The 24,237-nt window shown below is 64.7% G+C and carries 23 protein-coding genes and 1 other RNA gene; 11 read left to right on the top strand and 13 right to left on the bottom strand.

Features of this window, described 5'->3' with window-relative positions:
* Positions 1–3: 3 nt before the first annotated feature.
* Both ACTEK7_RS28860 and miaA read right to left on the bottom strand, forming a co-directional pair.
* The gene (locus ACTEK7_RS28860) at positions 4–1,779 is read right to left on the bottom strand and encodes an acetolactate synthase 3 large subunit (protein WP_036025002.1); all 1,776 of its coding nucleotides are present in this window, start codon (positions 1,777–1,779) and stop codon (positions 4–6) included.
* A 327-nt stretch (positions 1,780–2,106) separates the two neighbouring features.
* The gene (miaA, locus tag ACTEK7_RS28855) at positions 2,107–3,045 is read right to left on the bottom strand and encodes a tRNA (adenosine(37)-N6)-dimethylallyltransferase MiaA (RefSeq protein ID WP_225147802.1); all 939 of its coding nucleotides are present in this window, start codon (positions 3,043–3,045) and stop codon (positions 2,107–2,109) included.
* A gap of 11 nt (positions 3,046–3,056) precedes the next feature.
* Here miaA and serB point away from each other — a divergent pair, with 11 nt between their 5' ends.
* Complete coding sequence (gene serB / locus ACTEK7_RS28850; protein ID WP_074448134.1) at positions 3,057–3,962, top strand: phosphoserine phosphatase SerB; 906 nt, start codon at positions 3,057–3,059, stop codon at positions 3,960–3,962.
* A gap of 144 nt (positions 3,963–4,106) precedes the next feature.
* Here the strand turns inward: serB and ACTEK7_RS28845 are convergent, their stop codons facing one another.
* The 10 genes from ACTEK7_RS28845 to ACTEK7_RS28800 all read right to left on the bottom strand — a co-directional run bounded on the left by ACTEK7_RS28845 (position 4,107) and on the right by ACTEK7_RS28800 (position 13,602).
* Positions 4,107–5,624 (bottom strand): Do family serine endopeptidase, encoded by a 1,518-nt coding sequence (locus ACTEK7_RS28845; RefSeq protein ID WP_225147803.1) that lies wholly within the window; start codon positions 5,622–5,624, stop codon positions 4,107–4,109.
* 144 nt (positions 5,625–5,768) lie between these two features.
* Positions 5,769–5,975: a DUF2065 domain-containing protein gene (locus ACTEK7_RS28840; RefSeq protein ID WP_225147804.1), complete on the bottom strand. Its 207-nt coding sequence runs from the start codon at positions 5,973–5,975 to the stop codon at positions 5,769–5,771.
* 72 nt (positions 5,976–6,047) lie between these two features.
* Complete coding sequence (gene hflC / locus ACTEK7_RS28835; RefSeq protein WP_036037453.1) at positions 6,048–6,944, bottom strand: protease modulator HflC; 897 nt, start codon at positions 6,942–6,944, stop codon at positions 6,048–6,050.
* Positions 6,941–8,077: an FtsH protease activity modulator HflK gene (gene hflK / locus ACTEK7_RS28830; RefSeq protein WP_036024980.1), complete on the bottom strand. Its 1,137-nt coding sequence runs from the start codon at positions 8,075–8,077 to the stop codon at positions 6,941–6,943. Before hflK ends, hflC begins: the two co-directional genes overlap by 4 nt.
* A gap of 153 nt (positions 8,078–8,230) precedes the next feature.
* Positions 8,231–8,740 carry a dihydrofolate reductase gene (locus ACTEK7_RS28825; protein WP_109144932.1) on the bottom strand — a complete coding sequence of 170 codons (510 nt, stop codon included), beginning with the start codon at positions 8,738–8,740 and terminating at the stop codon, positions 8,231–8,233.
* Positions 8,740–9,225, bottom strand: coding sequence for a GNAT family N-acetyltransferase (locus ACTEK7_RS28820; protein ID WP_036037448.1), 486 nt, complete (start codon positions 9,223–9,225; stop codon positions 8,740–8,742). The genes ACTEK7_RS28825 and ACTEK7_RS28820 overlap by 1 nt, the downstream gene beginning before the upstream one ends.
* A 6-nt stretch (positions 9,226–9,231) precedes the next feature.
* Positions 9,232–10,026, bottom strand: a complete 795-nt coding sequence (locus ACTEK7_RS28815; protein ID WP_036024977.1) for a thymidylate synthase — start codon at positions 10,024–10,026, stop codon at positions 9,232–9,234.
* Positions 10,027–10,199: 173 nt separating this feature from the next.
* Positions 10,200–11,180 (bottom strand): tripartite tricarboxylate transporter substrate binding protein BugD, encoded by a 981-nt coding sequence (locus ACTEK7_RS28810; RefSeq protein WP_036006574.1) that lies wholly within the window; start codon positions 11,178–11,180, stop codon positions 10,200–10,202.
* A 138-nt stretch (positions 11,181–11,318) separates the two neighbouring features.
* A complete protein-coding gene (locus ACTEK7_RS28805; RefSeq protein WP_036006571.1) occupies positions 11,319–12,833 on the bottom strand; it encodes a tripartite tricarboxylate transporter permease in 1,515 nt (504 codons plus the stop codon).
* A 7-nt stretch (positions 12,834–12,840) separates the two neighbouring features.
* Positions 12,841–13,602, bottom strand: a complete 762-nt coding sequence (locus ACTEK7_RS28800; RefSeq protein WP_225147805.1) for a tripartite tricarboxylate transporter TctB family protein — start codon at positions 13,600–13,602, stop codon at positions 12,841–12,843.
* A 638-nt stretch (positions 13,603–14,240) separates the two neighbouring features.
* Between ACTEK7_RS28800 and ssrA the strand changes: the two genes are divergently transcribed.
* The 10 genes from ssrA (at position 14,241) to ACTEK7_RS28750 (ending at position 23,921) form a co-directional block, all read left to right on the top strand.
* Positions 14,241–14,607: a transfer-messenger RNA gene (ssrA, locus tag ACTEK7_RS28795) on the top strand.
* 115 nt (positions 14,608–14,722) lie between these two features.
* Positions 14,723–15,241 (top strand): SspB family protein, encoded by a 519-nt coding sequence (locus ACTEK7_RS28790; protein ID WP_036006568.1) that lies wholly within the window; start codon positions 14,723–14,725, stop codon positions 15,239–15,241.
* An 88-nt stretch (positions 15,242–15,329) separates the two neighbouring features.
* Positions 15,330–16,763: a class II fumarate hydratase gene (fumC, locus tag ACTEK7_RS28785; protein WP_225147895.1), complete on the top strand. Its 1,434-nt coding sequence runs from the start codon at positions 15,330–15,332 to the stop codon at positions 16,761–16,763.
* A gap of 275 nt (positions 16,764–17,038) precedes the next feature.
* Positions 17,039–17,227, top strand: a complete 189-nt coding sequence (locus ACTEK7_RS28780; protein ID WP_036006566.1) for a DUF4169 family protein — start codon at positions 17,039–17,041, stop codon at positions 17,225–17,227.
* A complete protein-coding gene (locus tag ACTEK7_RS28775) occupies positions 17,224–17,475 on the top strand; it encodes a ribbon-helix-helix domain-containing protein (RefSeq protein ID WP_025038043.1) in 252 nt (83 codons plus the stop codon). The genes ACTEK7_RS28780 and ACTEK7_RS28775 overlap by 4 nt, the downstream gene beginning before the upstream one ends.
* A gap of 115 nt (positions 17,476–17,590) precedes the next feature.
* Positions 17,591–17,866 carry a FeoA family protein gene (locus ACTEK7_RS28770; protein WP_036006563.1) on the top strand — a complete coding sequence of 92 codons (276 nt, stop codon included), beginning with the start codon at positions 17,591–17,593 and terminating at the stop codon, positions 17,864–17,866.
* A 37-nt stretch (positions 17,867–17,903) separates the two neighbouring features.
* Positions 17,904–19,775 (top strand): ferrous iron transporter B, encoded by a 1,872-nt coding sequence (gene feoB / locus ACTEK7_RS28765; protein WP_225147806.1) that lies wholly within the window; start codon positions 17,904–17,906, stop codon positions 19,773–19,775.
* A 197-nt stretch (positions 19,776–19,972) separates the two neighbouring features.
* Complete coding sequence (locus tag ACTEK7_RS28760; RefSeq protein WP_036006593.1) at positions 19,973–20,470, top strand: GNAT family N-acetyltransferase; 498 nt, start codon at positions 19,973–19,975, stop codon at positions 20,468–20,470.
* Positions 20,471–20,703: 233 nt separating this feature from the next.
* On the top strand, positions 20,704–22,218 hold the full coding sequence (locus tag ACTEK7_RS28755) for an ATPase domain-containing protein (protein WP_036006558.1): 1,515 nt from the start codon (positions 20,704–20,706) through the stop codon (positions 22,216–22,218).
* The gene (locus tag ACTEK7_RS28750) at positions 22,215–23,921 is read left to right on the top strand and encodes an ATP-binding protein (RefSeq protein ID WP_225147807.1); all 1,707 of its coding nucleotides are present in this window, start codon (positions 22,215–22,217) and stop codon (positions 23,919–23,921) included. The genes ACTEK7_RS28755 and ACTEK7_RS28750 overlap by 4 nt, the downstream gene beginning before the upstream one ends.
* A gap of 51 nt (positions 23,922–23,972) precedes the next feature.
* Here ACTEK7_RS28750 and ACTEK7_RS28745 read toward each other — a convergent pair whose 3' ends face one another.
* Positions 23,973–24,215: a hypothetical protein gene (locus ACTEK7_RS28745; RefSeq protein ID WP_036006553.1), complete on the bottom strand. Its 243-nt coding sequence runs from the start codon at positions 24,213–24,215 to the stop codon at positions 23,973–23,975.
* Positions 24,216–24,237 lie beyond the last annotated feature (22 nt).

The following is a 24,237-nucleotide window of genomic DNA, read 5'->3' as shown; positions in this document are numbered from 1 at the left end:
GCGTCACACCAACGCCTTGCCGCCGGCGAATGCCTTCGCAGTCGCCTCGTCGTTGGCCTGCTCCGGCAGCAGCATCTCGTTGTGGGCCTTGCCGGAGGGGATCATCGGGAAGCAGTTTTCGAGCGCCGCGACGCGGCAGTCGAACAGCACCGGGCGCTTGACCGAGATCATCTCCTTGATGGCGCCATCGAGATCGGCCGGCTTGTGCACCTGAAGCCCGACGGCGCCGTAGGCCTCCGCGAGCTTGACGAAATCCGGCAGCGCTTCGGAATAGGAATGCGACAACCGGTTGCCGTGCAACAGCTGCTGCCACTGGCGCACCATGCCCATGTACTGGTTGTTCAGGATGAAGATCTTGATCGGCAGCTCGTACTGAACCGCCGTCGACATCTCCTGCATCGTCATCTGCACCGAGGCATCGCCGGCAATGTCGATGACGAGGCTGTCGGGATGGGCCACCTGAACGCCGACCGCGGCCGGCAGGCCGTAGCCCATGGTGCCGAGACCGCCCGAGGTCATCCAGCGATGCGGCTCCTCGAAGCCGTAGAACTGCGCCGCCCACATCTGATGCTGGCCGACCTCGGTCGTGATGTAGGTATCCTTGCCGCGCGTCTGCTCGAACAAGGCCTGGATCGCGTGTTGCGGCAGGATGACGTCGCTGCTCTTCTTGTAATAGAGCGAGTTGCGGGCGCGCCATTGCGCAATCTGCTGCCACCACGACTTGATGTCGGGCTTCTTCGCCTCCGCCTTGAACACCTGGAGGATGTCGCCGAGGACGTTGCCGCAATCGCCGATGATCGGCACGTCGACGCGGATGTTCTTGTTGATCGAGGACGGATCGATGTCGATGTGGATCTTCTTCGAGCCGGGTGAAAACGCATCGACGCGGCCGGTGATGCGGTCGTCGAAGCGCGCGCCGACGCACAGCATGACGTCGCAATCATGCATGGTCATGTTGGCCTCATAGGTGCCGTGCATGCCGAGCATGCCGAGCCAGTTCTTGCCCGACGCCGGATAGGCGCCGAGGCCCATCAGCGTCGAGGTGATCGGGAAGCCGGTGACCTCAACCAGCTCGCGCAACAGGTGGGTCGCCTCGGAGCCGGAATTGATGACGCCGCCGCCGCTGTAGATCACGGGACGCTTGGCGTTCGCGAGCAGCGATACCGCCTTGCGGATCTGCGTCGCATCGCCCTTCACGCGCGGCGCGTAAGAGCGGTGCACGTCGGACTTGCGCGGGGGATGGTAAGTGCCGGTGGCGAACTGCACGTCCTTGGGGACGTCGACCAGCACCGGGCCCGGACGGCCCGAGGTGGCGACGTAGAAGGCCTCATGCAGCACCTTGGCGAGATCGTTGACGTCGCGCACCAGCCAATTGTGCTTGGTGCAGGGACGCGTGATGCCGACGGTGTCGCATTCCTGGAACGCGTCGTTGCCGATCAGATGCGTCGGCACCTGGCCGGAGATGCAGACCAGCGGAATGGAGTCCATCAGGGCATCCGTCAGCGGCGTCACCATGTTGGTGGCGCCGGGGCCGGAGGTCACGAGCGCAACGCCCGGCTTGCCGGTGGAACGCGCATAGCCCTCGGCGGCATGGCCCGCGCCCTGTTCGTGGCGGACCAGGATGTGCTGGACCTCGCTCTGCTGGAAGATCTCGTCATAGATCGGAAGCACCGCGCCGCCGGGATAGCCGAAAATGTCGGTCACGCCGTGATCGATGAGTGCGCGGACGATCATCGCGGCGCCGGTCATCTGGTTCGGATCGTGGCTCTTGTCGCTCATTGGCTTGCTCCGGATGCGCTGTTGTCAGCGGCTTCATTCGTGTCGGGTTCGGGAAATAAAAAAGGCCCCGAAGAGGGCCCATGCACACCGCCTGTCATGTGGATGGCAGCTAGCCACCCCCGGCGGTGTGCCTGGGTACGACGGCGATAAGGAGTTTGGTAATAATGTTACGCATGGCGGCGCTCGGCTTCCCAAAGGTTGCGCGAAACATAGCGGCCAAACCTTGGATGTCAAGGCAATGCGGCCGTTCCCGCGCGATTTCGGCAGTGTAGCGGTGTTCCCCGGGTTCGGCGAGAGGTAAATTCGGGAACCCGGCACAAAAGCGCGTCAGTCGGTGCGCCGTTCCGCCGGCACGGCCGCGAGCCATCCGCTCGCTTGCTCCGGCCTCACCCATTCGAAGTCCGGCAGCTGGTGCCGGAACCAAGTGAATTGCCGCTTGGCGTAATGGCGGGTATCGGCGCGGCCAATGCTGGCGGCCTCCTCCAGGCTGAGCTCGCCGCGCAGGTGCCGGATCAAGGATGGCACGCCATGGGCCTTCATGGCCGGCAGCAGCGGATCAAGATGCCTAGCGGCGAGCCGCTCGACCTCCTCGAGCGCGCCGGCGCCCAGCATGGCATCGAAACGGGCATCGATGCGGGCATAGAGCTCGTCACGCTCGGGCGCGAGGAAGACCGCGCGAAATCTGTCCTTGGGCAGCAGCGGTGGCTGTCCCTCCCGCTGCCAATCGAGCAGCGAACGGCCGGTTGCCTCGATCACCTCGAGCGCGCGGGCGATGCGGGTGCGGTCGCGCAGGTTCAATCGCTCGGCCGCGCGCGGATCGCGGACTGCGAGTTCCGCGTGCAGCGCTTCGACGCCGTTCCGTTCCAGCCGCGCGCGCACATCCTCGCGCAGCTCGGCGGGGATCGGCGGCACCGCGGAGAGACCTGTGGTCAGCGCCTTGAAATAGAGCCCGGTGCCGCCGATGAAGATCGGCAGCTGTCGCTGCGCCCTCGCCTCGTCGAGCGCCTTCGCCGCATCGCTTACCCAGGCACCGGCCGAGAAATTCACGGCGGCATCGACGTGGCCATAGAGACGATGCGGCACGAGCGCCTCGTCCGCCGCGGTCGGCCGCGCCGTGATGATGCGGAGGTCACGATAGACCTGCATGGAATCGGCATTGATGACGACGCCGCCGGCGGCACGCGCAAGCTCCAGCGCCAGCGCCGACTTGCCGCTGGCGGTCGGGCCTGCGATAAGCACGGCCTTGCTGGAATACGCCTCGCTCACGAAAACCTCAAATGTCCCTCGTCGCCACGCTGATCTGCAACCCTGACAATCCCGCGCTCGACTCGACCATCGTCGATGGCGCCCGCGCCGTGCTGCCGCAGGCGGCGCCCGCGCACTGGCTGTTCGACGGGGTTGCGGTCGACATCCCCTTCGGCGCGGACAGTAACCTCGAAGGCGACCGCAACGCCATCGAGCAGCGGCTCCGCGAGCTCCGCGGCGATTTGCCCATCGACATCGTCGTGCAGCCTGTCGGCTTCCGGCGCAAGAAGCTTTTTCTCGCCGACATGGACTCCACCATGATCGGCCAGGAATGCATCGACGAGCTCGCCGATTTCGTCGGGGTCAAGGCGCATGTCGCTGCCATCACCGAGCGTGCGATGCGCGGCGAGATCGAGTTCGAGCCGGCGCTGCGCGAGCGCGTCGCGCTGCTCAAGGACCTGCCCGCCAGCGCGGTCGACGAGGTCCTGGCCAAGCGCATCACGCTGACGCCGGGCGGCCGCGAGCTGGTCGCCACCATGCGCGCGAACGGCGCCTATACCTGCCTCGTCTCTGGCGGCTTTACGCTATTCACGAGCGCGGTCGCCGCCAAGATAGGTTTCCAGGAGAACCGCGCCAACGAGCTCGTCGTGCGCGACGGCAAGTTCACCGGGGAAGTGAAGGAGCCGATCCTGGGCCGCGCGGCGAAGCTCGCGACCTTGGTGGACCTGATGGAATCGTTCGATCTCGACGACATCGACTCGGTCGTGGTCGGCGACGGCGCCAACGATCTCGCGATGATCCAGGCCGCGGGTCTGGGCGTGGCCTATCACGCCAAGCCGGCGGTGGCTGCCGCCGCGGCCGCGCGGATCGATCACGGCGATCTCACCGCGCTGCTGTATGCGCAGGGGTATCGGCGGGACGAGTTCGTGGAGGGGTAAAGCCTCCCCTCTCTCTGTCATCGCCCGCGAAGGCGGGCGATCCAGTATTCCAGAGACAGCGAAGCTAGAACCGAGAAGCCGCGGCGTACTGGATGCCCCGCCTTCGCGGGGCATGACAGTTGAATGTGGCGCGAACAGCGCCCACTACTGCACGCTCAGCGCGACGAACCGCAGCTCGCCCTCGCCGTTCGAGACCAGCAGCAGCACCGATTTCTTGCCATCCTTCTTGAGCTGGTCGACCCGCTTCTGGATGTCGGCGCCGCTCGACACCGCCTCCTGCGCCACCTCGACGATGACGTCGCCGGCGGACAGACGCTTATCGGCGGCGTCCGAATTGGTGTCGACATTGGTGACGACCACGCCCTTGACGCTGTCCTTGATCTTGTAGCGCGTGCGCAGATCCTTGCTCAGCGTAGCAAGATCGAGGCCCAGCGCTTTCTGCGTCACCGGCTTCTCCGGCGCCGGCTCGTCGGTCTTCACCGCGGCCTGCACCTTGTCGGGATCCTGGAGGCGGCCGAGCGTGACCTTCTTGATCTCTTCCTTGCCCTTGCGGATGATGACGACGTCGACCTCCTTGCCGACCGCGGTGTCGGCGACGACGCGGGACAGATCCTTCGGGTCCTTGACGTCCTTGCCGTCGAACTTGACGACGACGTCGCCGGGCTCGATGCCGGCGGGCTTGGCCGGGCCCTTGTCGTCGACACCGGCGACCAGCGCGCCCCGCGCGGGCTTGATGTTGAGGCTTTCGGCGATCTCGTCGGTGACGCTCTGGATGCGCACGCCGAGCCAGCCGCGGCGCAGCTCGCCGAACTGGCGGAGCTGGTCGACGACGCCCACCACCGTCTTCGACGGCACGGCAAAGCCGATGCCAATGGAGCCGCCGGACGGCGAGATGATCAGCGTGTTGACGCCGATGACGTCGCCGTCGAGATTGAACAGCGGGCCGCCGGAATTGCCGCGGTTGATGGATGCGTCGGTCTGGATGTAGCTGTCGTACGGCCCGGAGGAGATGTCACGGTTCTTGGCCGAGACGATGCCGGCAGTCACCGTGCCTCCCAGGCTGAAGGGATTGCCGATTGCGACCACCCAGTCGCCGAGGCGCAGCTTGTCGCTGTCGCCGAACTTGACCGCGACCAGCGGCTTCGTCGGCTTGATCCTGAGCACAGCGAGATCGGTCTTCTTGTCGACGCCGACCAGCTCGGCCTTGATCTTGGTGCCGTCGTTGAGGATGACGTGGATCTCGTCGGCGTCCGCAATGACGTGGTTGTTGGTGACGACGACGCCCGCGGTGTCGATGATGAAACCGCTTCCGAGCGAATTGGTCTTGCGCGGCGCGCTGTTCTCGCCGCCCTTGCTGCCGCCGCCGGGCCCTCGGCGGTTCTTGAAGAAATCGTCGAAGAACTCTTCGAAGGGTGAACCGGGCGGCAGCTGCGGCATCGAGTTGCTGCCCCCGCCCTTGGCTTCGACGTTCTGCGAGGTCGAGATGTTGACGACCGCGTCGATCACCTTCTCGGCGACGTCGGCGATGCCATCCGGTCCACGCGCATGGGCCGGCGCGCCGAACGCGCTGCAAGCACCGATGGCGAGCGCAACCAGCCCAAGTCGAACACCAAATCGCGCGCGGCGGCGCGAGCAGGACGGGGCATTGGTGGCAGCGGTCATTGTGATCTCCAGGCGAAAGGGATTCGGCGCCAGACTGCGCTCGAACGGGGGCGCGGCGCAAGCGCGGAGCTTATCGGGCCTCAAGAGCCCGATAATACGGCGAAAACCAGTCTGGCGCCTTCACTTTGGCGTTGGGCCGAAGGCCTAAATCGGGCGCCGCATAACCCAGATCAGGACCAGGCCGGCCACGGCCGAGCCGATCCCGACCGCCCGCAGGATGCTGTCCGGCGTGGCGATGGCGCTTTTCATGGCTTTGCGCATCCAGTTTGGACTGGCCGCGAACATCAAGCCTTCGAGGACGAACAGGATGCCTAGGCCGATGAGGAAGTCGGCGAACGCAATGGACCTCATCGGAATGGAACCTCCCGCTATGCTGTTCTTGTCTGGACGAAGGGCGGCGAAATCCGCCGCCCTTTGTCTGGCTTACGGCTTCGCCTGCGTCTCGGTTGGCGTCCTGCCTGAGGGGCTACCGAAGTACCGGAAGAAATCCGACTCCGGCCGGAGCAGGAAGCGGGTATCGTTCGCACGCAACCCGTTCTCATAGGCCGTCATCGACCGGTAGAAGGCGAAGAAGTCGGCGTCCTTGCCGTAGGCTTCTGCAAACAGGCGGTTGCGTTCGGCATCGCCCGCACCACGGGTCTGCTCAGCCTGCGAATTGGCCTCAGCGATGATGACGGTCGCCTCGCGGTCGGCCCTGGACCTGATCTCCTGGGCCTTCTGCCCACCCTGTGCCCGGAACTCGGCGGCCTCGCGCTCACGCTCGGTCTTCATGCGCAGGTAGACCGCCTGGCTGTTCTGCTCCGGCAGGTCGGCGCGGCGGATCCGGACGTCGACGACCTGAATGCCGTAGCCATCGGCCTCGCGGTCGAGCTGGTCGCGAATGCGCAGCATCAGCTTCTCGCGGTCGTCGCGCACCACGTTGATGAAGGTCACCTCGCCGAGCACGCGGCGCAGCGCCGCGTTTAGGAGCGTGGTGAGCTGGATGTTGGCGGCCTGGATCGAGCCGACGCTCTGATAGAAGCGCAGTGCGTCCTTGATGCGGTAGCGCGCGAAGGCGTCGACCACGAGCCGCTTCTGGTCGGAGGCGATCGCCTCCTGCGACGGGTTCTCCAGATCGAGAATCCGCTTGTCGATGTTGATCACCGAGTTCCAGGGCGCCTTGAAGTGCAGGCCGGGCGCGGTGACGACGTCGACCGGCCTGCCGAACTGGAGCACGATCGTCTGCTCGGTCTGCTGCACGGTAAACAACGACATATAGCCGACGATCACGACGAACAGGAGGGCGAGCAGCGTGACAAAACCTGTGACTGGAGACTTCATCGGGTGCCTCCGCTCGACTGCGGACCAGTCGTAGGTGTCCGCTTTGGCGCCAGTTCGGGAAGCGGCAGATAGGGCACGACGCCCTGGCCCGAGGGGCCACCATCATAGACGAGCTTGTCAGCCCCGCCGAGCACGCGCTCCATCGTCTCCAGGTAAATCCGTTCACGCGTCACGTCGGGCGCCTTCTTGTATTCCTCGTAAACCTTCAGGAACCGCGCGCTCTGGCCCTTGGCCTCGGCGACAGCCTGTTCCCTGTAACCTTCGGCATCCTGCTGGATCTTGGCCGCGCGTCCACGCGCCTGGGGGACAACCTGGTTGGCATAGGTCTGCGCTTCGTTCTGCAGCTGCTCCTGATTGGCGCGGGCCGCCTGGACGTCGCGGAAGGCGTCGATCACCTGCGCGGGCGGATCGACCTTCTGCATCTGCACCTGGGTGATCTGAATGCCTGCACCATAGCTGTCCAAAGTCCTCTGGATCAGCTCGTGCACGTTCTGCTCTGTGACGTTGCGCGCTCCGGTCAGGATCGGCTGGATCTGAGACCGGCCGATCACCTCGCGCATCGCACTCTCGGCGACCGCCTTCACGGTACCCTCGGGGTTCTGGATGTTGAAGAGGAAATCACCGACACCGTCCGGCTTGATGCGCCAGAGCACGGTGAAATCAACGTCGACGATGTTCTCGTCGCCGGTCAGCATCAGGCTCTCTTCCGGCACGTCCCGAATGGAGCGGCCGCGCCGCGCCGGATCCTCGATCACCGTCATGCCGATCGAGGTGGTGTTGACGCGCAGCGCCTTCGGCAGCAGCACGGTCTCGATCGGATAAGGCAGATGATAGTTCAGACCCGGCTGCACGGTGCGGACGTGCTTGCCGAAACGCATCACCACGCCGAGCTCTTCGGACTGCACGCGGAAGAAGCCCGACAGCAGCCAGAATGCGACGATCAGCAGGATGATCAGCGTGATGCCGATGCCGGAGAAATAACCGCCCGGCATGATCTGCTGGAGGCGGTCCTGGCCGCGCCGCAGAAGGTCTTCCAGATCCGGCGGCCTCGGCCCGACCGGTTGCGGGCCTGAGCCCCACGGTCCCTTTGGACCCGAGCCCCACGGGCCACCGCCCTGATTCTTCCACGGCATTCGACGTTCTCCTCGGCAGGGTGGAATTGCCACCGCCCGCTTTGTCCGGTCCGGCTTTATAGGGGACAGGCAAGTCCCTTACAACGCAGCCCTGACCGTCTTCCGAGCTATGCTCGGGCACGAAAAAGTCAATGTAAACATTGGCAAAAGCGGTTAATGGCCGCGCCGCCGACGATATGTCACATAGGACAGGTCGGCGCTGTCGTCGGGGCCGGCCGGATGGCGGATGCGTTCGACCTCGTCCCATTCCGCCTTGTCGATTTCAAAATGCGTGTCCCCTTCTGGGCGCGCGTGCACTTCGGTGATCTCGAGACGATCGGCACGACCGAGCCATTGCCGGTAGATCTCGGCGCCGCCGATCACCGCGATCTCAGTGACCGAACGCCGCAGAGCGTCGCCGCGCGCGACTGCCTCCGCATCCGCTGGCGATGTCGTGACGATGGCCCCATTGGCGCGATAGGCCGGATCGCGCGTGACCACGATGTTGGTGCGGCCCGGCAGCGGCCGGCGCAGGGTCTCGAAGGTCTTGCGGCCCATGATCACAGGCTTGCCGATCGTCAGCGCCTTGAAGCGCGCCATATCGGACTTCAATCGCCACGGCATCGCATTGCCCGCGCCGATGACGCCATTCTCTGCGATGGCGACGACGAAGACGATCTCCATCAGGCAGAGCTCCCGGCAAGCTGGGTCAGCGCAGGCCCGGTGACCCGGCACAGCGTCCAGTCGTCCATCATGACCGCGCCGATCGATTTGTAGAACGCGATCGAGGGTGCGTTCCAGTCGAGGACCGCCCATTGCAGGCGCGACCAGCCGTTGTCGACGCATTCCCTGGCGAGATAGGCCAGCAGCGCCTTGCCGAGGCCCTTGCCCCGATGCGACGGCCGCACATAGAGATCTTCGAGATAGATGCCGTGACGGCCGCTGAAGGTGGAGAAATTGAGAAACCACACCGCGAAGCCGACCGGCTCACGGTTCCACTCCGCGATCGCGCAATAGAGCTGCGGCCTCTCGCCGAACAGCGCGTCGGCGATGTCAGCCTCGGTCGCTTCGACCTCGTGCGACAGCTTTTCGTACTCGGCGAGCTCGCGGATGAAGGAGAGAACGAGCCCGGCTTCCTCGGGCCGTGCACGGCGGATGGTGAGCGACATAGGGCGCTAGACCGCCACGTCCGCCTTGATGTGCGGATGCGGATCGTAGCCGACGAGCTCGAAGTCTTCGTAGCGGAAAGAGAAGATGTCCTTTACCTCAGGATTGATCCGCATCACCGGCAGCGCGCGCGGCGCGCGGCTGAGCTGCAGCCTCGCCTGCTCCAGATGGTTGGAATAGAGATGAGTGTCGCCGAGCGAGTGCACGAAGTCGCCGGGCTTCAGGCCTGTGACCTGCGCGACCATCATGGTGAGCAGCGCGTAAGAGGCGATGTTGAAGGGCACGCCGAGAAACACGTCGGCCGAGCGCTGATAGAGCTGGCAGGACAGCTTGCCGTTCGCGACATAGAACTGGAACAGCAGGTGGCAGGGCGGCAGCGCCATCTTCTCGACGTCGGCCGGATTCCAGGCGGTGACGATCAGGCGGCGGGAATCAGGCGTGCGCTTGATCATGTCGATGACATTGGCGATCTGGTCGATGCTGCGCCCGTCGGCCGCGGGCCAGGAGCGCCATTGATGGCCGTAGACCGGGCCGAGATCGCCATTGGCGTCCGCCCACTCGTCCCAAATGGTGACGCCGTTGTCGCGCAGATATTTGATGTTGGTGTCGCCCTTCAGGAACCAGAGCAGTTCATGCACGATCGCCTTCAGCGGCAGCCGCTTGGTCGTCAGCATCGGGAAGCCGGCCGACAAATTGAAGCGCATCTGATGGCCGAACACCGACAGCGTGCCGGTGCCGGTCCGGTCGGTCTTCTCGGCGCCGTCGGAAAGAATCCGCTCGAGCAGGTCCTGATACTGGTGCATGTTGCGACTGAGCCTTTGGGGAGGCGGCGAACTTAGCAACACCCCCAGCGCTACGACAGCGGCGATTCGCTGTCGCCGTCGATTATACCCGGAAAAGTGAGTGTTCCCGGCACAAACAGCAAGGGGCGGAACTCAGCGTTCCGCCCCTCGCCTAGCGCCTTGATCGCCTTCGCTTAATTCGCCGGCTTGAGCACCGGGCTCCACTTCGCGATCTCGCTCTTGACGAGGGTCGCCAGCGCCTCCTGGGTTCGGTCCTTCGGCGCGGGGATGACGCTGCCGAGCTCGAGCAGGCGCTTCTTCACCGTCTCGTCGTCGAGCGCCTTGACGGCGGCGGCGTTCACGCTTGCCACGATCGCGGGCGAGGTTCCCTTGGGCGCGAACATCGCGTTCCAGGCCTGAGCCTGGAATGCCGGCAGGCCGGCTTCCGCCGTGGTCGGCACGTTCGGCAGCGACGGGTTTCGTTCGGCCGTGGCGATCGCATAGGCCTTGATGGTGCCGGCATTGATCTGCGGGACGGCGTTGACGATCTGGTCGCACATGTAGTCGACCTGACCCGCCACCAGCGCGTTCATCGCAGGTCCCGTGCCGTTGAACGGCACGCCGACGGGCTTGATGTCGAGGATGGAGTGGAGGAGTTCGCACGAGACGTGCGAAACCGAACCGACGCCTGCATGCGCGGCATTCACCTTCTCGGCATTCGCCTTCACATAGGTGACGAACTCCTTGAGATCCTTCGGCGGAAAGTCCTTGCGCGCCAGGATCAAGATCGGCGTGCCGGCCAGCAATGCGATCGGCTCGAAGTCCTTCTCGGGGTGATAGGCCAGCTTCGGATAGAGCGGCACGGAGGCGGCATGCGTGCCCATATGCCCGGTGATCAGCGTATAGCCATCGTTGGCCGCACGCGCGGCACGCGTCGTGGCGGTGGTGCCGCCGGCACCGACCACGTTCTCGATGATGATGCTCTGCCCCAGCGTTTGCGCCATGTGCCCGGTGACGATGCGTGAGATCACGTCAGTCGGCCCGCCGGCTGCGAACGGGACGATCACGGTAATGTTGCGCGTCGGATAGGTCTGCGCCTCAGCCGTTGCGATGAAGGCGCCCAGCGATGCTATCGCTGCTGCACATGCGCCTGTAAGCGCGCGAATGAACGTCATGGCGATCCTCCCTTTGGACACAATAAAATGCCGGCCCAAAGGCCGGCATTTCCATTTCACAAAGCCGTAACACAAGTCGATTCGACTTCCGAATGCGGCGCGCCGACGCAGGACCGAGCCGACTCGGCGCGCACGACCTCAGTTCTCGGACTCGGTGAACACCTCGTCGCGCTTGGCGCGCAAGACAGGTAGCACCGTAAGGACGAGCAGGCTTGCCGCGACCGCAAGCAGCACCGCCGACAACGGGCGCGTCAGGAACACGCTCCAGTCGCCGCGCGAGATCAGCAGCGCCCGGCGCAGATTCTCCTCCATCAGCGGTCCCAGCACCATGCCGAGCAGCAACGGCGCCGGCTCGAAATCGTGCTTGATCAGCCAATAGCCGACGAGACCGAAGACGCCCGCGAGGATGACGTCGACCGGCGCGTTGTTCACCGAATAGATGCCGATCGCGCAGAAGATCACGATCGAGGGGAACATCAGCCGATAGGGCACGCGCAACAGCCGCACCCAGATTCCGACCAGCGGCAGGTTGATGATGATCAGCATCAGATTGCCGATCCACATCGAAGCGATCATGCCCCAGACCAGATCCGGCTGCTTCTGCATCACCTGCGGACCGGGCACGATGCCGTGGATGGTCATCGCGCCCACCATCAGTGCCATCACCGCGTTCGGCGGGATGCCGAGGGTGAGCAGCGGAATGAACGAGGTCTGTGCCGCGGCATTGTTGGCACTCTCCGGCCCCGCCACGCCCTCGATCGCGCCGCGGCCGAACCGGGACGGGGTCTTTGAGAGCTTCTTCTCGAGCGTGTAGGCCGCGAAGGACGCGATCACCGCGCCGCCGCCGGGCAGGATGCCGAGGATCGAGCCGAGCACGGTGCCGCGCAGGATCGGCGGCGTCGCATCGCCGAGGTCCTTCCTGGTGGGCATCAGTCCGGTGATCTTCTGCTGCACCAGATCGCGGTTCATTTCGGCGCCGTGGTCGAGGTTGCGGATGATCTCGGCAAAGCCGAACACGCCCATCGCCACGGTCGCAAAGCCGAGACCGTCGGCGAGCTCGGGAATGTTAAAGGCCATGCGCGAGGCGCCGGTCTCGATGTCCGAACCGACCATTGAGAGCAGCAGTCCGAACACGATCATCGCAATCGCCTTCAGCACCGAGCCCTTGGCCAGCACCACCGCGAAGATCAGGCCGAGCACCATCAGCGAGAAATATTCGGCCGGACCGAACGCCAGCGCGAGTTTCGTCAGCGGTGCGCCGAGCAGTGCGATCAGGATGGTCGCAACGCAGCCGGCGAAGAACGAGCCGATCGCGGCGATCGCGAGCGCCGGACCGGCGCGGCCCTGCTTGGCCATCTGGTGACCGTCGATGGCGGTCACGACCGATGTCGCCTCACCGGGTATGTTGACCAGGATCGACGTGGTCGAGCCGCCATATTGCGCGCCGTAATAGATGCCGGCGAGCATGATCAGCGCGCCGACCGGCGGCAGCCCGAAAGTGATCGGCAGCAGCATCGCGACGGTGGCGATGGTGCCGATGCCAGGGAGAACGCCGACCAGCGTTCCGACCAGGGCGCCGATCAGGCACATCAGGAGATTGATCGGGGTGAACGCGACGGCGAAGCCGTGAGCAAGATTGGCAAAGATATCCATCACGCCCTCACTGGATCAGGAAACGCGGATACATCGGCATCGGCAGCCCGAGCACATAGGGAAACAGGATTGCGCAGCCGACCGTCAGGCAGGCGCCGACGATCACCGCTTCCAGCCAGCGCGTCTCGTGCGAGCCCGTCGCCGCGATCATGAAGCTCGAGAAGGCCGTGACAACGAGACCGAGGGACCGGATCGACAGGGCGAAGAACAGGATCGCCGCCACCACGAACAGCGGCCCGCGCCAGGAATAATGCGCAAGCGCCGGTCCCGCCGTGATCAGGCCGCTCAAGGCGATGCCGGCAGACAGGGCAACCAGCAGCCCGCCGAACATACGTGGCGCAGTGCCCGCACCGAAGGAGAAGCCACGCATGCCCTGCAAATCGCTCGATGCCCACAGCGCAAACAGGGCAACGGCCATCAGCACGACGCCGCCGACATAATCTTGCGCCGAGCGGATGGTCATAAACAGCGTGAGGATCGCCACCGCAAACAGCGGATAGGAATAGATCAGCGCCAGCAGCACCTCGGACGACATCTTCTTGGCGCCGCCGCCGAATGATCCGAAGAGGGCGCTCGGCGCGCCGGCCAGCAGCGCCGTCGCATGACCGGTGACGACCGCCGCCGGACCGCGGCCGGTCCCCCAGCCGAAAATCGTCCCGATCGACCAGATCAATTCGAAAATCTGCGGCGCAATCGCCAGCAGACAAAAGCCGAGCGCCACCCGGGTGTTTCGGGTGGCCGTCGCTGAGTGGCCCATCGTATCGGCCATGCCTGTCTCCTCCGCGACCTGTAAGTCACGAGCACTGTTGTTCTAAATCGGCTGGAACTGGATACCCGCCCGGATCACTGCCTAGCGATTTTCATCAGACAATGCCAGCAAAACCCAACACGCCGCGGCAAGCAAAAGCCAGAGGGGATTGATGCGCGAGATGGACGCGACCACTGCAACCATCGCGGTCAGACGCAGTGCAGCAATTGCTGGATCGGCCCGATTAACGTCACGATAAGCGTTCGGACCTGGCAAGTCCTGCGAGGTCGGACCGGTGTCCTGGTCGGCCTCTGGTGCTTCGCCACAACCGCGGTGCAGTGGGTCTCGCGCACTGCCGGCGCAGCGGCGACGGCGAAGAGCGAGATCGGGCCGAAGTGGAGATCAGCGCCTAGTCGGCTTGCGGCTCGTCACGCTGCTACTTTCCGCCGCAGGAAATTGAACGTCGCTGAGACTGACATTGTCCGTTCGCTGGAGCAGCAGCGTCATCATGCGCATGGCCGCAACGATCGGGACTGCCGGGCAGGAGATGCGCAAGGATTCGGCACATCGGGCTGGCGACCTCTGGCAAAGGCCAGAGCCGCGATAGGCCCGGCACTCCGAAGCCTATCCAAAGGGAACCGCGGGATCGCGCCTCCAACCCTCTGTTTTTCGAAAGCTTTGCCCCCTATATTGGGGGTGCCGGTTCGCCGGCTATGGAAATAAACGGTCGTCGCAATAAACCATTCGGACCCGGGGGCGGTACCCGGCGCCTCCACCAAAGCCCACCATCGGGCGTGCCCGAAGCTGGGCTTTGGCGGGGGCGAAATAGGATCGACGAGGGCGTAAAGGGCGTACTTTTTCCCGGTATTGTTCCGCCGTTATCGGGCTACTGCAATAGTTGCCAACGACAACTTTGCTCCGGTTGCTCAGGCTGCGTAACGCAGTTTGAAAGACCACTCTAAAGTCCTAGCGGGTTAAGCTCCGCTAGGCGGGGTTCGGAGGCACCTGGCAACAGAAGCCTCCACTTTACTCTTTGATTCTTCCCCGGCGGGGACTCCTGCTCGCCCGTCAGGCGCGGTACTATTGCGGCTTGGCGAGTCGGATCGGCAGGGTCCGGCTGCTTGGATGCAACAGGACCACCATGGCGACCGATCATATCCGATACGATGTGCTGGCCCGCGATGCGCTGCGCGGCGTGCTGCGGAAGGTGCTGACCGATGCCGCAGCCCATGGCCTGCCGGGCGAGCATCATTTCTTCATCACCTTCGTGTCCAAGGCCGAAGGCGTGAAGCTCTCGCCGCGGCTGCTCGCACAATATCCGGAGGAGATGACGATCATCCTCCAGCACCAGTTCTGGGACCTGACCGTGCTCGAGGATCGTTTCGAGGTCGGCCTGTCCTTTGGCGGCATTCCGGAGCGGCTGGTGGTGCCGTTCAGTGCCATCAAGAGCTTCCTCGATCCGTCCGTGAAGTTCGGCCTCCAGTTCGACACCTCCGACGTCGCCGAGGTCGCGCCGGACAATCTGCCGGCAGCACCCGCGCCATCGGCCGTATCGGTCCCGGCACCTGCCGCGGAGAAGCCGGAAGCTGCCGACGAGTCGCCGCCGCCGAGCCAGGGCGGCGCCGAGGTCGTGCGGCTCGATCGTTTCCGCAAGAAATGATCTAGGTTGGGCGCAGAGCCATCGCGCCCGGCCAACTGTCTATATAGAAGAGCACATGAACAGGCCGCGCGGCGTTTCGCGCGGCAGAATGGATGTGCTCATGGCCAAAGCGTCCCGCTCGAAGACTGCCCGCCCCGCAACCCGCACCGAGACCGACAGCTTCGGTCCCATCGAGGTCGCCGCCGACCGCTATTGGGGGGCGCAGACCGAGCGCTCGCGCCAGAATTTCCGCATCGGCACCGACCGCATGCCGATCTCACTCGTGCATGCACTCGGCATGGTCAAGCTCGCCGCCGCGCAGTCCAATCTCGAGCTCGGCCTGCTCGATCGGCGCCGTGCCAACGCCATCATCCGCGCTGCGCGCGAGGTGATCGAAGGCAGACTTGACGACCATTTTCCGCTTGTCGTGTGGCAGACCGGCTCGGGCACCCAGAGCAACATGAACCTCAACGAGGTGATCGCCAACCGCGCCAACGAGCTGCTCGGCGGCGAGCTCGGCGCCAAGAAGCCGGTGCATCCCAACGATCACGTCAACATGAGCCAGTCGTCGAACGACTCCTTCCCGACCGCGATGCACATCGCCGCGGCAGGCCGCATCAATGCCGATCTCATCCCTGCCCTCGGCGAGCTGCTGCGCGCTCTGCGCAAGAAGGAGAGGGAGTTTTCGAAGATCGTGAAGATCGGCCGCACCCATACCCAGGATGCGACGCCGCTGACGCTCGGTCAGGAATTCTCCGGCTATGCCGCGCAGGTCGAAAGCGGCATCGCCCGGCTCAAGATCGCGGTGAAGGACCTCTATCCGCTGGCGCAGGGCGGCACAGCCGTCGGCACCGGTCTCAACTCGAAGCCGCGCTTTGCCAAGCTGTTCGCAAAGCACGTTGCCGGGATTACGAAGCTCCCCTTCACCAGCGCCGCCAACAAATTCGAGGCGCTGGCCTCGAACGATGCCTATGTGCTGGCGCACGGCGCCATCAATTCGGTCGCGACCGGCCTGTTCAAGATCGCCAATGACATCCGCCTGCTGGGCTCCGGCCCGCGCTCGGGCCTCGGCGAATTGATCCTGCCGGAGAACGAGCCCGGCTCCTCGATCATGCCGGGCAAGGTCAACCCGACCCAGTGCGAGGCGATGACTATGGTGTGCTGCCAGGTGTTCGGCAATCACACCGCGATCACGGTCGCCGGCAGCCAAGGCCATTTCGAGCTCAACGTCTACAAGCCGGTGCTGGCCTACAACATGCTGCATTCGATCCGCCTGATGGCGGATGCCGCGCGCTCCTTCACCGAGCATTGCGTCAGCGGCATCCGCGCCGACGAGAAGCGCATCAAGGAGCTGATGCAGCGCTCGCTGATGCTGGTGACGGCGCTGGCGCCGAAGATCGGCTACGACAACGCCGCCAAGGTGGCCAAGACGGCGCACGCCAACGGCACCACGCTGAAGGAGGAGGCGCTGCGGCTCGGCTTCGTCTCGGCCGACGAGTTCGACCGCCTGGTGCGCGCTGAGAAGATGATCAGCCCGGGATGATTCCGAATTCCGATAGCCATCCGTAATGATACGGACGCTCGGCGCCCAAAAATATGCGGTTTTGGGGGCGGGATTTGATTACCGTCAATGTTGCGGCGGGGCGGCGTGTTACGCAGCTCCACTGCCCTCGACGGGGCGAAATTCATCGTTTGATGGCCCAAGGGCCGATTGACGAGGACGAGCGAATGGCGATCAAGTCTTCTGCGGCGCAATGTGGCGCCCTGTTTCTGAATGTTTCATCCTGCCTGAAGAGGAGCGGATGATGGAGACGCGGCATGGGGAACGTCATCAACCTGAATCGTTTCAGGAAGCGCGTCGAGCGGGAAGCCTCGGCGAAGCAGGCGGACGCCAACCGGGCGAAGTTCGGGCGCACGAAGGCGGAACGGTCGTCCGAGGCGAAGCGGGCGGACCAGGCCAAGGAGAATCTGGACCAGCACCGGATCGATCGCGAGGAGCAGCCATGAAGTCGCCGGTCGTGAAACGATCGATCGTCGTCGCCGGCCACAAGACCAGCGTCAGCCTGGAAGAGGCGTTCTGGAACGGCATGAAAGAGATTTCCGGCCTGCGCAACATGACGTTGTCCGAGCTGGTCGGCGAGATCGACAACAACCGCCAGCAGGGCAATCTGTCGTCGGCGATCCGCCTCTTCGTCCTGGACTACTTCAAGAGCCGCGCCATGGCCGCCCAGCCGGACAAGGTCCCGGCCCAGTAGCCGTCGGGGGCGCCCGCGACGGCGCCCCGGCCTCTGCACTTTAAAATCGCTCTAAGGTGCAGCTTCGGCGCGCGGGCACGCTTGACCTCAATGCCCGGCGTTGAAAATACAGGGCATGACCGACACCACTGATACGCGTTCGCACATGCCGCTGGGTCTGGCCCAGCGCGGCTATACCGGCGTCATCCAACACCTTGCCGCCAAAGAGGCTGGCTCGGCGCTTTCGGACGTCGAGCTCGAGAGCCGCCTGATCGAACTCGGCTTCGTCGAGGGCGCCCGGGTCGAGATCCTGCATGAGGGGTTGGTCGGGCGCGATCCGATCGCGGTGCGGGTCGATAGCACCACGATCGCGGTCCGCCGTCGCGAAGCCATGGCCATCATCGTCGCCTGACGCGCGACCGCAATCTGCCCCGCAGGCCCTTGATCCCATGGAAGCACCGCTGCTGCATCTCGCCCTGGTCGGCACGCCCAACAGCGGCAAGACCTCGCTGTTCAACGCGCTGACCGGCAGCCGGCAGAAGGTCGCGAACTATCCCGGCGTCACGGTCGAGCGCAAGGAAGGCTTCTTCGTCACCCCGCTCGGCCGCCAGGTCTCCGTGGTCGACCTGCCCGGCACCTATTCGCTGCGCGGCCGCAGCCCGGACGAAGAGATCACCCGCGACTTCGTGCTCGGCAAGGCCTCCGGCGAGACCCTGCCCGATCTCGTGCTGTGCGTCGCCGATTCCACCAATCTGCGCCTGACCATCCGCCTGCTGCTGGAGCTGAAGCGCACCGGGCGGCCGATGATCCTCGTGCTCAACATGTTCGACATCGCAAGCCGCCGCGGCATCACGGTCGACGTCGCGCGGCTCGCCAAGGAGCTCGGCGTGCCCGTGGTCACCTCGATCGCGGTGCGCAAGGGCGGCACGGCCGACCTGCTCAAGCTGACCGACGAGATTTCCGCAGCGCTCGCCGCCGAACCGGTTGAGAACAGCTGGCGCGCGCTCGGCGTCTCCGAGCTGCGCGCCACCCAACGCGAGGCCGATCGCATCATCGCCGACTGCGTCAGCCTGCCTGCTCGCCCCGACACCTGGACCGCACGGATCGACGCGATCGTGCTGCATCCGGTCGGCGGGCTGATCGTGCTGGCGCTGATCCTGTTCGTGATGTTCCAGGCGGTGTTCGCCTGGGCGCAGCCGGCGATGGAGCTGCTAAAGTCCGGGTTCGACTCGCTCGGCGAGCTGGTGCAGGCCACCCTGCCCGACGGCTTGCTGCAAAGCTTCCTGCAGAACGGCGTGATCTCCGGCGTCGGCAGCGTCATCGTGTTCCTGCCGCAGATCATCCTCATCTTCCTGTTCATCCTGCTCCTGGAAGATTTCGGCTACATGGCGCGCGCGGCGTTCCTGATGGACCGCATCATGGGCGGCGCCGGCCTGCACGGCCGCGCCTTCATTCCGCTGTTGTCGAGCTTTGCCTGCGCCATTCCCGGCATCATGGCGACGCGCGTCATCGACAACAAGCGCGACCGGCTGACCACGATCCTGATCGCGCCGCTGATGACCTGCTCGGCGCGCATCCCGGTCTACACGCTGATCATCTCCGCGTTCATCCCGGCCAAGGACGTCTGGGGCTTCATCAACCTGCAGGGCCTCGTGATGTTCGGCCTCTATGCCGCCGGCATCATCAGCGCGCTGTTGGTCTCGTTCGTGATCAAGTTCTTCATGCTGCGCGACTTTGTGCCGGCGCCGTTCATGTTGGAGCTGCCGGACTACAAGATGCCGCGGCTGAAATCCATCGTGATCGGCATCTACACCCGCGCCAAGATGTTCTTGCAGCGCGCCGGCACCACGATCTTCTCGATGATGGTGCTGATCTGGTTCCTGGCCTCCTTCCCGCAGCCGCCCGCGGGCGCGACCGGGCCGGCCATCGAGTTCAGCCTGGCGGCGATGATCGGCAAGGCGCTCGAACCCCTGCTCGCCCCCGTCGGCTTCAACTGGCAGATCGCGGTGGCTCTGATCCCCGGCATGGCGGCGCGCGAGGTCGCGGTCGCGGCGCTCGGCACCGTCTATGCGATCGAGGGCGGCAACGAAGCGGTCGAGCAGATCGGCCAGGTGCTGGCGACGAAATGGTCGCTCGCCACCGCGCTGTCGATGCTGGCCTGGTACATCTTCGCCCCGCAATGCGCCTCCACGCTCGCCGTGATCCGGCGCGAGACCGGCAGCTGGGCCTGGATGGGCGCCACCTTCGCCTACATGCTGGTGCTGGCCTATGCGGCGAGCCTCGTGACGTACAACGTCGCCGTCGCGCTGGGGGCGGGGTAGCCCTTCCAAAACGAAACTGCGAAAACAACCCCATGCACAGTAGACCGGGGGTCGTGAAATCAATGAGTTACGCGCAAGGCAACGATCCGGCCGTCGCCCGTTGACCCGTCGGGCAAAACAGGGGCATGATGTCACCATCAGCCCGCAGCGATAGCAGCATGAACGACGACACGCCTCGGAAGCGGCGATCTGTCGCCGTGGACCATTTCACCACCGACCGCCTGACCGCCGAACGGTTGCGCGAGGATCACCTCGCCGACCTCGTCGCGCTGCATCGCGACGCCGAGGTCTCCCGCTATCTCGGCGGGGTGCGGACGCCCGAGGTCACGAGGGCTTATCTCGCAACCAACATGGCCCATTGGGACCAGCACAGCTTCGGACTCTGGACGCTGCGAACGAAGGACGGGGCCTTCGCCGGACGGGCGGGCATTCGGCACATTCTCGTGGACGATGTCGACGAGGTCGAAATCGCCTACGCGTTCAAGCGCGAATTCTGGGGCCAAGGATTTGCCAGCGAGATCGCGACCGCGCTGACGGACATCGGGCTGTCACAGCTCGCACTGCCGTCTCTCATCGGCATTGTGTATGTCGGGAACGGTGCATCGCGGCGCGTGCTGGAGAAGTCGAACTACCAGCTCGAGCGAAGCACGAACCGTCACGGCGAGGACGTCGTGATCTACCGCATCCGGCAGTGAGGGCAGCAACGGGATGGACCGCGAGCGGACCGTTTGTGTTCATTTTTGAACCGACACCATCCACGGGTCGGCACAGTCTGAGCGGCAACGAACCGGTCGCCGGACCGCCAGTGGGGCGGGAACTCATGCCCGGCCTAGGAGTTCCTTAGACGGACCTTTTCAGTCAAATCCGGCTCCCGGCATGCGCTTGGAGCGCATGGAGAGCTTTGGGAAGATACGCGTAAGGGGGGGTCATGACCGGTCAATCCGCGCCTGCTCCAGGCAGCGACCTCAAGGATTTGCCGAGAATTTCGACCGGCAGCGACGGTCTGGACGACATCCTCGGCGGTGGCTTGGACCCCAACCGAATGTATCTCTACGAGGGACGCCCCGGCACAGGCAAGACCACGATTGCGCTCCAATTCCTTCTTCGGGGCGTGCGCGACGGCGAACGCGTTCTCTACGTTTCGCTCTCCGAGACCAAGAGCGAGCTCACAGTGGTGGCACAGCGGCATGGCTGGTCGCTGGACGGCGTCGATATCTTCGAGCTCGTTCCGCCGGAAACGACGCTTGATCCCGAGCGGGAGCTGACGGTTTTTCATCCCGCCGAGATGGAGCTGAGCGAGACCACAGGTCTGATCTTCAAGGAGGTCGAACGGATCAATCCCACCCGCGTGGTGCTCGACAGCCTCTCCGAATTGCGCCTGCTGGCGCAGAACCCGCTTCGCTACAGGCGCCAGGTTCTGGCCCTGAAGCACTTCTTCACCAATCGCAACTGCACCGTGGTTCTGCTCGACGATCTGTCATCCTCCCAGGATGATCTGCAACTGCATTCGATCGCGCACGGCGTGGTGATGCTGGAGCAACTCGCCATCGACTACGGCGCCGAGCGGCGGCGGCTTCGCGTGATCAAGATGCGCGGCATCCGTTTCCGCGGCGGCTTTCACGATTTTACGATCACGCAAGGGGGCCTGCGGATCTTTCCCCGGCTCGTCGCAGCCGAACATCACAGATTATTCGATGGTGAGATGGTGACCAGCGGCAACCCCGAGCTCGACCAGCTCCTGGGAGGGGGGCTCGAGCGCGGCACCAACGCTCTTCTCCTGGGCGCGGCCGGCGTCGGCAAGTCGTCAGTTGCGCTAACCTACGCCATCGCGGCGGCGGAACGCGGCGAGCACGCCGTATTCTTCGCCTTCGATGAAGGGCGCGGAACGGTGGAGGCCCGCGCCAGAGCGCTCGGGCTGCCGCTGGACAAACATCTCGCCTCCGGAAAGATCCGGTTTCAGCAGATCGATCCGGCCGAATTGTCGCCGGGTGAGTTCGCGGCAACGCTCCGCCGGAGCGTCGAGGTCGACAATGCCCGCATCATCGTCATCGACAGCCTGAACGGTTATCTGAACGCGATGCCGGATGAACGTTTCCTCGTCCTGCAGATGCACGAACTGCTCAGCTACCTGGCCCAGCAGGGCGTGCTCACCATCCTCATCCTCGCCCAGCATGGGCTTGTCGGTCCCATGGATACGCCGCTCGACCTCAGCTATTTGAGCGATGCAGTCGTGATGCTGCGCTATTTCGAGTTCGCCGGAACGGTTCGGCGCGCCTTGTCGGTCGTCAAGAAGCGCAGCGGCGGCCACGAGCACGGCATCCGCGAATTCCGGCTCGGCAGCAGCGGGATCAAGCTGGGCCCGCCGCTTCATGAGTTCAGCGGCATCTTTTCCGGCAATCCGCGCTATACCGGCACGGCCCTCCCGGAAGGGCCGCTCGAATGAGCGCGCAGCGCGATCACCGCGTTCTCGTCTTCGCCCCGGTGGGCCGCGACGGGCCGGCATCGGCCGAACTTTTGCGCAACGCGAACCTCGAGGCGGTCAATTGCCGGGACTTGGCCGAACTCGTCACCGAAATGACGGCAGGCGTCGGCACGGTGTTTCTTGCCGAGGAAGGATTGTTCGGCAAGGACACCGCGGCGCTGGCGCAGTGGATCGCCGGCCAGCCGCCGTGGTCCGATCTGCCCTTCGTCGTTCTCACCAGTCACCGGGAGCGGCCCGCGGTCGTCGCGTGGCGACGCAGTATCGTCGAGCTTCTCCGCAACGTGTCGCTGCTCGAGCGGCCGGTTCAGCCGATCACGCTGACCAGCGCCATCCAATCGGCGATGCGGGCACGCCGGCGCCAATATGAAATCCGGGCCTTGCTGGAAGCGCGCGAACAGACGGCGCAGGAGCTCGAGAAGCTCGTGATCGAGCGGACCCGGGCGCTGGAAGAAGCCAACGAGCAGCTTCGGCTCGAGATGAAGGAGCGCGCCCGGGTCGAGGAAACGCTTCGGCAGGCCCAGAAGATCGAGGCCATCGGCCAGCTCACCGGTGGTGTCGCCCACGACTTCAACAATCTGCTGATGGTGATTTCCGGCGGGCTCGACATGCTCGACCGCCAGACGGATCCGAACCGCCGTCGCCGCCTGATGGATGGGATGATCCAGGCCGCGCAGCGCGGTGCCAGCTTGACCAAGCAGCTTCTGGCATTTTCTCGGCGGCAGAAGCTGCGGCCGCAGCCCGTCGACGTCGCCGCGCAGATCGGCGGAATGCGCGAACTGCTCGATCGCAGCCTGAGAGGCGACGTCCACGTCGAGTTCGACTTTCCGGAGCAGCTTTGGCCGGTCGAGGTCGACCCCGGCGAGCTCGAGCTGGTCATTCTCAACCTGGCCGTCAACGCCCGCGATGCCATGCCCCACGGCGGCACGATCATCGTGCGCGGAGAAAACCTGCCCGATCTCAAGGACGATCAGATCTCCGGCGACTACGTCCGGCTATCCGTGATCGATACCGGCATCGGTATGCCTCCGGAGATTCTCTCGCGCGTCTTCGAGCCGTTCTTCACGACCAAGGACGTCGGCAAAGGGTCCGGGCTTGGGCTCGCGCAGGTCCATGGATTTGCGACGCAGTCGCAAGGCACGGTGCGCATTCAATCGGAGGTCGGCCGCGGCACGAGCATCGAGCTGTACCTGCCGCGATCGTTCGATGCTCCGTCGAGCCCGCGACATCTCGTCGATCTCACCAGGGCGAGGCCCAAGAAGAGCAATCAGGGCCGGATCCTGCTGGTGGAAGACGATGACGAGGTTGCCGCGCTGGTCAGCGAGATGCTGGGCCAGCTCGGCTACGACGTCACGCGCGCCTCCAGCGCCGCGGCAGCGCTTGGTGCCCTGGCGGATGGCCGTCCCATCGATCTGATCTTCTCCGACATCATGATGCCGGGCGGCATGAACGGGGTCGAGCTTGCGCGCGAGATCAGGACAAGACGAAGCGACATACCGATATTGCTGACCAGCGGTTACGCCGAAGCCTCGGTCCATGAAGCGCAAAGCGCTGGTATCGAGATCCTGCCCAAGCCCTATCACATCGATGAGCTGGCTGCAGCCTTGGCCGCGGCGAAGTCAAGTCTTCGGCGCGATGCAGGCGCCAAACGCTCCAACTCGTGCTGAGAGTCCCTCCGGACTTCGCTGCGCTCAACTCCGAGCGCGATCTCCGGAGCCTTACCGGAAATATCCCAGCACGAGATCGACGTCGGCGCTGCGGGCCGCCGTGCCGTTCAGCTCGGCGTCGATAACGCGGCGGCAGGCGTCCACCGCGGCGTGGTCGCCGAGGTCGTTGGCAGCTTCCAGCACGAGCCAGGCGGCGTCTACCGAGGCCTTGTCCGGAGCTGCGCCGCCGAGATCGGTGGCGCCGGCATTGGCGGGATTCTTCTTGCGAACGGCGGTGCCGAATTGAGGTAACATTGCAGGTACTCCCCTCTCCTCA

It is taken from the genome of Bradyrhizobium sp. JHI2711 (assembly GCF_056156565.1).
The sequence above is the reverse complement of the archived record's forward strand: the minus strand, read 5'-3'. Positions and strand labels throughout refer to the sequence as shown.

What these genes read in the sequence shown, in the direction of transcription:
- ACTEK7_RS28860 (WP_036025002.1), bottom strand. Translation starts at nt 1,779, where the DNA reads ATGAGCGACAAGAGCCACGATCCGAACCAGATGACCGGCGCCGCGATG.
- serB (WP_074448134.1), top strand. Translation starts at nt 3,057, where the DNA reads ATGTCCCTCGTCGCCACGCTGATCTGCAACCCTGACAATCCCGCGCTC.
- ACTEK7_RS28845 (WP_225147803.1), bottom strand. Translation starts at nt 5,624, where the DNA reads ATGACCGCTGCCACCAATGCCCCGTCCTGCTCGCGCCGCCGCGCGCGA.
- ACTEK7_RS28840 (WP_225147804.1), bottom strand. Translation starts at nt 5,975, where the DNA reads ATGAGGTCCATTGCGTTCGCCGACTTCCTCATCGGCCTAGGCATCCTG.
- hflC (WP_036037453.1), bottom strand. Translation starts at nt 6,944, where the DNA reads ATGAAGTCTCCAGTCACAGGTTTTGTCACGCTGCTCGCCCTCCTGTTC.
- hflK (WP_036024980.1), bottom strand. Translation starts at nt 8,077, where the DNA reads ATGCCGTGGAAGAATCAGGGCGGTGGCCCGTGGGGCTCGGGTCCAAAG.
- ACTEK7_RS28825 (WP_109144932.1), bottom strand. Translation starts at nt 8,740, where the DNA reads ATGGAGATCGTCTTCGTCGTCGCCATCGCAGAGAATGGCGTCATCGGC.
- ACTEK7_RS28820 (WP_036037448.1), bottom strand. Translation starts at nt 9,225, where the DNA reads ATGTCGCTCACCATCCGCCGTGCACGGCCCGAGGAAGCCGGGCTCGTT.
- ACTEK7_RS28815 (WP_036024977.1), bottom strand. Translation starts at nt 10,026, where the DNA reads ATGCACCAGTATCAGGACCTGCTCGAGCGGATTCTTTCCGACGGCGCC.
- ACTEK7_RS28810 (WP_036006574.1), bottom strand. Translation starts at nt 11,180, where the DNA reads ATGACGTTCATTCGCGCGCTTACAGGCGCATGTGCAGCAGCGATAGCA.
- ACTEK7_RS28805 (WP_036006571.1), bottom strand. Translation starts at nt 12,833, where the DNA reads ATGGATATCTTTGCCAATCTTGCTCACGGCTTCGCCGTCGCGTTCACC.
- ACTEK7_RS28800 (WP_225147805.1), bottom strand. Translation starts at nt 13,602, where the DNA reads ATGGCCGATACGATGGGCCACTCAGCGACGGCCACCCGAAACACCCGG.
- ACTEK7_RS28790 (WP_036006568.1), top strand. Translation starts at nt 14,723, where the DNA reads ATGGCGACCGATCATATCCGATACGATGTGCTGGCCCGCGATGCGCTG.
- fumC (WP_225147895.1), top strand. Translation starts at nt 15,330, where the DNA reads ATGGATGTGCTCATGGCCAAAGCGTCCCGCTCGAAGACTGCCCGCCCC.
- ACTEK7_RS28780 (WP_036006566.1), top strand. Translation starts at nt 17,039, where the DNA reads ATGGGGAACGTCATCAACCTGAATCGTTTCAGGAAGCGCGTCGAGCGG.
- ACTEK7_RS28775 (WP_025038043.1), top strand. Translation starts at nt 17,224, where the DNA reads ATGAAGTCGCCGGTCGTGAAACGATCGATCGTCGTCGCCGGCCACAAG.
- ACTEK7_RS28770 (WP_036006563.1), top strand. Translation starts at nt 17,591, where the DNA reads ATGACCGACACCACTGATACGCGTTCGCACATGCCGCTGGGTCTGGCC.
- feoB (WP_225147806.1), top strand. Translation starts at nt 17,904, where the DNA reads ATGGAAGCACCGCTGCTGCATCTCGCCCTGGTCGGCACGCCCAACAGC.
- ACTEK7_RS28755 (WP_036006558.1), top strand. Translation starts at nt 20,704, where the DNA reads ATGACCGGTCAATCCGCGCCTGCTCCAGGCAGCGACCTCAAGGATTTG.
- ACTEK7_RS28750 (WP_225147807.1), top strand. Translation starts at nt 22,215, where the DNA reads ATGAGCGCGCAGCGCGATCACCGCGTTCTCGTCTTCGCCCCGGTGGGC.
- ACTEK7_RS28745 (WP_036006553.1), bottom strand. Translation starts at nt 24,215, where the DNA reads ATGTTACCTCAATTCGGCACCGCCGTTCGCAAGAAGAATCCCGCCAAT.